Origin of the sequence: Streptomyces sp. NPDC057565 (assembly GCF_042801455.1) — a bacterium.
Taxonomy (GTDB): Bacteria; Actinomycetota; Actinomycetes; order Streptomycetales; family Streptomycetaceae; genus Streptomyces; species Streptomyces yanii.
The window spans coordinates 40,373-46,379 of record NZ_JBHVFU010000059.1 but is presented as its reverse complement, the minus strand read 5'-3'; the positions used below and the strand labels follow the sequence as shown (position 1 = coordinate 46,379).

At 70.2% G+C, this 6,007-nt stretch carries 6 protein-coding genes, 1 tRNA gene and 1 pseudogene; 4 read left to right on the top strand and 4 right to left on the bottom strand.

The window, feature by feature from the left end; genetic code table 11:
• Window positions 1–184: 184 nt before the first annotated feature.
• Window positions 185–1,240, top strand: a complete 1,056-nt coding sequence (locus tag ACFU8W_RS43415) for a UDP-N-acetylmuramate dehydrogenase (RefSeq protein ID WP_384050117.1) — start codon at window positions 185–187, stop codon at window positions 1,238–1,240.
• A gap of 13 nt (window positions 1,241–1,253) precedes the next feature.
• On the opposite strand, the gene ACFU8W_RS43410 is transcribed toward ACFU8W_RS43415, so the two are convergent.
• Window positions 1,254–1,889: an NAD(P)-dependent oxidoreductase gene (locus ACFU8W_RS43410; protein WP_384050114.1), complete on the bottom strand. Its 636-nt coding sequence runs from the start codon at window positions 1,887–1,889 to the stop codon at window positions 1,254–1,256.
• Window positions 1,890–1,975: 86 nt separating this feature from the next.
• Here ACFU8W_RS43410 and ACFU8W_RS43405 point away from each other — a divergent pair, with 86 nt between their 5' ends.
• On the top strand, window positions 1,976–2,581 hold the full coding sequence (locus ACFU8W_RS43405) for a helix-turn-helix domain-containing protein (RefSeq protein WP_345514945.1): 606 nt from the start codon (window positions 1,976–1,978) through the stop codon (window positions 2,579–2,581).
• A 25-nt stretch (window positions 2,582–2,606) separates the two neighbouring features.
• Here ACFU8W_RS43405 and ACFU8W_RS43400 read toward each other — a convergent pair.
• The 3 genes and pseudogenes from ACFU8W_RS43400 to ACFU8W_RS43390 all read right to left on the bottom strand — a co-directional run.
• A pseudogene (locus tag ACFU8W_RS43400) lies at window positions 2,607–2,831 on the bottom strand (carboxymuconolactone decarboxylase family protein); the annotation flags it as partial.
• A gap of 55 nt (window positions 2,832–2,886) precedes the next feature.
• Window positions 2,887–3,906, bottom strand: a complete 1,020-nt coding sequence (locus ACFU8W_RS43395; RefSeq protein ID WP_266982623.1) for an adenosine deaminase — start codon at window positions 3,904–3,906, stop codon at window positions 2,887–2,889.
• A 121-nt stretch (window positions 3,907–4,027) separates the two neighbouring features.
• Window positions 4,028–5,254 (bottom strand): pyridoxal phosphate-dependent aminotransferase, encoded by a 1,227-nt coding sequence (locus tag ACFU8W_RS43390; RefSeq protein WP_266982621.1) that lies wholly within the window; start codon window positions 5,252–5,254, stop codon window positions 4,028–4,030.
• A 224-nt stretch (window positions 5,255–5,478) separates the two neighbouring features.
• Here ACFU8W_RS43390 and ACFU8W_RS43385 point away from each other — a divergent pair.
• Both ACFU8W_RS43385 and secE read left to right on the top strand, forming a co-directional pair.
• A tRNA-Trp gene (locus tag ACFU8W_RS43385) sits at window positions 5,479–5,551 on the top strand.
• Window positions 5,552–5,657: 106 nt separating this feature from the next.
• The gene (secE, locus tag ACFU8W_RS43380) at window positions 5,658–5,945 is read left to right on the top strand and encodes a preprotein translocase subunit SecE (RefSeq protein ID WP_037687986.1); all 288 of its coding nucleotides are present in this window, start codon (window positions 5,658–5,660) and stop codon (window positions 5,943–5,945) included.
• The last annotated feature ends 62 nt before the right edge of the window (window positions 5,946–6,007 follow it).

The window sequence follows — 6,007 nt, the reverse complement described above, 5'->3', positions numbered from 1 at the left end:
CAAGACCCGCACCCCCTACGACGAAGCGACCGCCTGGTCACACCACGCACACCCCCATGCCACTTGACGTCAAACGGCATGGGATGTCTGATCCGTGGCCCGGTCCGGTCCGGCCCGGCTGCCCTTTGCGCACGGTCCGTAGCCCCGCCGGAGCGGTGGCGCCGCGGACCGTACTCTTGTCCCCGTGCAGGAACTCCACGATGCCCCCCTCGCCCCCCTGACCACCTTCCGGCTCGGCGGCCCCGCGGCCCGCCTCCTCACGGCAACGACGGACGCCGAGGTGGTCGCAGCCGTGCGTGAGGCCGACGAGGACGGCACTCCGCTCCTCGTCGTCGGTGGCGGCAGCAACCTGGTCATCGGCGACAAGGGCTTCGACGGCACCGCCCTGCGCATCGCGACCAAGGGCTTCGCGCTCTCCGGTACGACGCTGGAACTGGCTGCCGGAGAGATCTGGACTGACGCCGTCGCCCGCACGGTCGAAGCCGGTCTCGCGGGCATCGAGTGCCTGGCCGGAATCCCCGGCTCGGCAGGTGCGACGCCGATCCAGAACGTCGGTGCCTACGGCCAGGAGGTCGCGTCGACCATCACGGAGGTCGTCGCCTACGACCGGTACACCCGCGAAACGGTCACCATCCCGAATGCCGAGTGCGCATTCTCGTACCGCCACAGCCGCTTCAAGGCCGAACCCGACCGCTTCGTGGTGCTGCGTGTCCGTTTCGAGCTGGAAGACGCGGGCGGTCTCTCCGCGCCCATCAAGTACGCCGAAACGGCCCGTGCCATGGGGGTCGAACAGGGCGACCGGGTGCCCGCGGCGGCCGCCTGTGAGACCGTGCTGCGGCTCCGGGCCGGCAAGGGCATGGTGCTCGACCCGGAGGACCACGACACCTGGTCGGCGGGGTCCTTCTTCACCAACCCGATCCTCGACGGTGCGCAGTACGAGGCGTTCCTCGCCCGTGCCAAGGACCGGCTCGGCCCCGAGGTGACGCCCCCCGCCTTCCCCACGGACGGGGGACGCACCAAGACCTCGGCGGCCTGGCTCATCGACCGGGCCGGTTTCACCAAGGGGTACGGATCCGGGCCCGCCCGCATCTCCACCAAGCACACGCTCGCCCTCACCAACCGCGGCGGGGCGACCACCGAGGACCTGCTCGCGCTCGCCCGCGAGGTCGTCGCGGGCGTTCACGACGCCTTCGGCGTCACGCTCGTCAACGAACCGGTGACGGTCGGCGTCACCCTCTGACGCGGGTGTGGTGTCAGTACGCCACACCCACGCCCTGCTTCACCGCCGCCGGATCGTCGATCAGCGCCAGCATCGCGTGCGCCACATCGGCCCGCGAGATGGACCGGCCGCTGCGCGGATTGCTGCCGTAGACCGTCCGGTACGTCCCGGTCAGCGGACCGTTGGTGAGCTTCGGCGGCCGGACAGACGTCCAGTCCGTCGCGCTGCGGGCCAGTGCGGCCTCCATCAGCGTGAGGTCGGCATAGACCTCCTTGAGAATCGCCCCGATCGCCTTCAGCATCATCCGGTCCGGCAACGGATCGTCCGCGGGTTTCGGTGCGACCGGGGCCGCGCTCACCACGAGCAGCCGCCGCGTCCCCTCCGCCTCCATCGCCCGCAGCACCGAGCCGGTGAGCCGTTCGGCGATCCCGTCGGCCTTCCGGCCGCGCGAGCCGAGTCCGGAGAGCACCGCGTCCCGCCCGGCGACCGCTTCGCGCAGCGCCTCCGGATCGTCGATCCGCGCCGCTGTATGGACCGTGACGTCGGAGAGCGGGACCGGCAGCCGTGCCGGATCGCGGACCACTGCCGTCACGTCATGGCCCGCGGCCACCGCCTGGCGGACGATCTCCTGGCCGATGCCGCCCGTCGCGCCGAACACCGTGAGTCTCATCGCGCACCCTCCCCGGGTGGGTAAGTATTCACTCACCTCTAGAGTGAGTGGATACTCACCACGCGTCAAGCCTCATTGGAGTGCACATGGAGCAGAAGCCGGCCCGCGTCCGCATCATCGACGCCGCCCACCAGCTGATGCTCACCATCGGCCTGGCCCGGGCCACCACCAAGGAAATCGCCCGGGCCGCGGGCTGTTCGGAGGCGGCCCTCTACAAGCACTTCCCCAGCAAGGAGGAGCTGTTCGTGGCTGTCCTCAAGGAGCGGTTGCCGAAGCTCAACCCGCTCCTGCGGCGGCTGACCGCCGACCCGGCGGCGGGGGAGCGGACGGTCGAGGAGAACCTCACCGAGATCGCCCGCGAGGCCGCGCTCTTCTACGCCCAGAGCTTCCCGATCGCCGCGTCCCTCTACGCCGAGCCGCGGCTCAAGAGCCGCCACGACGCGGCCATGCGCGAGCTCGGCACCGGCCCGCACATGCCGATCCAGGGCGTCGCCGCCTACCTCCGCAGCGAGCAGTCCGCGGGTCGTGTCCGGCCCGGCGCCGACACCTATGCCGCCGCGTCGCTGCTGCTCGGCGCCTGCGTCCAGCGCGCGTTCGCCTACGACGCGACGGACGAGGGCCGCCCGCCGCAGTCACTCGACGAGTTCGCCGCATCCGTGGCCCGGACGGTGCTGCACGGAATCGGCGCGTGAGGGCTGTCCCGTCATCCCTGCGGGCGAACCGGCCGGGCCGACAGTCGCCGGCGGGCTGCTGGACCATGACGTTCCCGCGGTTGGAGGCGTTGACGAGGGCTATGGCGCACACCAGGGCCGCGAGCTGGTCCTCGGCGTAGTGCTTGGCGGCATTCGCCCAGGCCTCGTCCGTGACCCCACCGGCCGCGTCGGCTGTGCGAGTGCCCTGCCCCGCCGGCTCCAGGGCGGCGCGCCCGGCATCGGTCCCCACGAAAATGCCGGCCGGGTCCCGGGGTGATCCCGCCTTCTTCCCGGCCGTCGTGCTGTCAGGCCGGCTTCGCCAGCCAGTCGTCGATCCCGCCGAGGAGCCGCTCCCGTACGTCGGACGGCGCCGCCGACCCCCGTACCGACTGCCGCGCCAGCTCCGCCAGCTCCTCGTCCGTGAACGCGTGGTGGCGGCGTACGAGTTCGTACTGCGCGGCCAGCCGGGAGCCGAAGAGCAGTGGGTCGTCCGCGCCGAGCGCCATCGGCACCCCGGCCTCGAACAGAGTGCGCAAGGGTACGTCCGACGGCTTCTCGTAGACGCCCAGTGCCACGTTCGACGCAGGGCACACCTCGCAGGTCACCCCGCGCTCCGCCAGCCTGCGCAGCAGCCGCGGGTCCTCGGCGGCCCGTACGCCGTGGCCGATCCGGGCCGCGTAGAGGTCGTCCACGCAGTCCCGCACGCTCGACGGGCCGGCCAGCTCCCCGCCGTGCGGGGCTGCCAGCAGGCCGCCCTCCCTGGCGATGGCGAAGGCCCGGTCGAAGTCGCGCGCCATTCCGCGCCGCTCGTCGTTGGAGAGCCCGAAACCGACGACGCCCCGGTGCGCGTAGCGGACCGCGAGCCGTGCCAGAGTCCGCGCGTCCAGCGGGTGCTTCATCCGGTTCGCGGCGATCACCACCCGCATCCCGAGGCCGGTCTCACGGGCGGCGGCGTCCACCGCGTCCAGAATGATCTCGATCGCCGGGATCAGCCCACCGAGCAGCGGGGCGTACGAGGTGGGGTCGACCTGGATCTCCAGCCAGCCGGAGCCGTCGGCGACGTCCTCCTGGGCCGTCTCGCGCACCAGCCGCTGGATGTCCTCCGGCGCCCGCAGACAGGACCGGGCGATGTCGTAGAGCCGCTGGAAGCGGAACCAGCCGCGCTCGTCGGTGGCCCGCAGCTGGGGCGGTTCGCCGCCGGTCAGTGCCTCCGGCAGGCGTACGCCGTACTTGTCGGCGAGTTCGAGCAGTGTCGTGGGCCGCATCGACCCGGTGAAATGCAAATGCAGATGGGCCTTGGGCAACAGCCGTACATCACGCTCCATTCGAAGATCCTGCCGCACCGGCGGGTCCTCGCGGTAGCCGGATTCCTCATCGAGTCGATCCCCGAACAAAAAAATGACCCCCGGCCGCGGCCGGGGGTCACAGGGACGGGATCCGGGACGGTCAGTCCTTCGCCTCGCCCAGCAGCTTCTGGAGCCGCGACACGCCCTCGACGAGGTCCTCGTCGCCCAGCGCGTACGACAGCCGCAGGTAGCCCGGGGTGCCGAAGGCCTCGCCCGGAACGACCGCGACCTCGGCCTCGTCCAGGATCAGTGCCGCCAGCTCGACCGAGGTGGCCGGGCGCTTGCCGCGGATCTCCTTGCCGAGCAGTGCCTTCACCGACGGGTAGGCGTAGAACGCGCCCTCGGGCTCCGGGCACAGCACGCCGTCGATCTCGTTCAGCATCCGCACGATGGTCTGCCGACGGCGGTCGAAGGCGGTCCGCATCTCGGCGACCGCGTCCAGGTTCCCGGAGACGGCGGCCAGCGCGGCGATCTGAGCGACGTTGGAGACGTTGGACGTGGCGTGCGACTGCAGGTTGGTCGCGGCCTTGACGACGTCCTTCGGGCCGATGAGCCAGCCCACGCGCCAGCCGGTCATCGCGTACGTCTTGGCGACACCGTTGACCACGATGCACTTCTCGCGCAGGGCGGGCACGAGCGCCGGCAGCGAGGTGAACTTCGCGGTGCCGTAGACCAGGTGCTCGTAGATCTCGTCGGTCAGCACCCACAGGCCGTGCTCGACGGCCCACTCGCCGATCGCCTTGGCGTCGGCCTCGCTGTACACCGCACCGGTCGGGTTCGACGGGGAGACGAACAGGACGACCTTCGTGCGCTCGGTGCGCGCCGCCTCCAGCTGCTCGACGGAGACCCGGTAGCCGGTGGTCTCGTCGGCCACGACCTCGACCGGGACACCGCCGGCGAGACGGATCGACTCGGGGTAGGTGGTCCAGTACGGCGCCGGGACGATGACCTCGTCGCCCGGGTCGAGGATCGCGGCGAACGCCTCGTAGATGGCCTGCTTGCCGCCGTTGGTCACCAGGATCTGGGAGGCGTCGACCTCGTAACCGGAGTCGCGCAGCGTCTTCTCCGCAATGGCGGCCTTGAGCTCGGGGAGCCCGCCGGCGGGGGTGTAGCGGTGGTACTTCGGGTTGCGGCAGGCCTCGACCGCGGCGTCGACGATGTAGCCGGGGGTCGGGAAGTCGGGCTCGCCGGCACCGAAGCCGATCACCGGGCGGCCGGCGGCCTTGAGGGCCTTGGCCTTGGCGTCGACGGCGAGGGTGGCGGACTCGGAGATTGCACCGATGCGGGCGGAGACCCGGCGCTCGGAGGGGGAAGTGGCAGCGCTCATGGGCCCCATCGTTCCAGACCCCGATCCCGGCAGGCACACGGGTTTCAGGGACCGGACAGGACTCGGACAGCATGCGGACAACATGCGGCCACGAGTTGTCGGGAGCTGTCTGTTCGACGCCAGGCCGCTGAGCACGTACACTCACCTGTCGTTGGCCTTCACCAGCCGCACCGTTGCTGCACCCGAGGTAGGGGAAAGATGCGGTAGGTTGGTGGAAACCACAAAGGGTCGTAGCTCAATTGGTAGAGCACTGGTCTCCAAAACCAGCGGTTGGGGGTTCAAGTCCCTCCGGCCCTGCTACACACTCCTTCGCCAGGATGTGTGCGCATGTACGTACTTCAATGCACCGCCGTGCGGCTCCACCGGGCGCGGCACGGCCATGACCCGGAATCAGGTGAGTAGCGTGACGGACGCCGTGGGCTCCATCGACATGCCTGATGCTGAGGATGAAGTGCCCGAGTCGAAGAAGAAGACTCGGAAGGGCGGCAAGCGCGGCAAGAAGGGCCCCCTGGGCCGTCTCGCGCTGTTCTACCGCCAGATCATCGCCGAGTTGCGCAAGGTTGTCTGGCCGACTCGCAACCAGCTCACGACGTACACATCCGTGGTGATTGTCTTCGTCGTCGTCATGATCGGTCTTGTTACCGTGATTGACTTCGGATTCCAGCGGGTCATCAAGTACGTCTTCGGCTGATCCCGCGGAGGGCGCCCCAAGGGCGCCCCTTTCGCATGTTCCACCCATTTGTATCCAGGAAG

Coding starts and splice junctions, on each gene's coding strand:
- ACFU8W_RS43410 (WP_384050114.1), bottom strand. CDS start 1,889: ATGAGACTCACGGTGTTCGGCGCGACGGGCGGCATCGGCCAGGAGATC.
- ACFU8W_RS43405 (WP_345514945.1), top strand. CDS start 1,976: ATGGAGCAGAAGCCGGCCCGCGTCCGCATCATCGACGCCGCCCACCAG.
- ACFU8W_RS43395 (WP_266982623.1), bottom strand. CDS start 3,906: ATGGAGCGTGATGTACGGCTGTTGCCCAAGGCCCATCTGCATTTGCAT.
- ACFU8W_RS43390 (WP_266982621.1), bottom strand. CDS start 5,254: ATGAGCGCTGCCACTTCCCCCTCCGAGCGCCGGGTCTCCGCCCGCATC.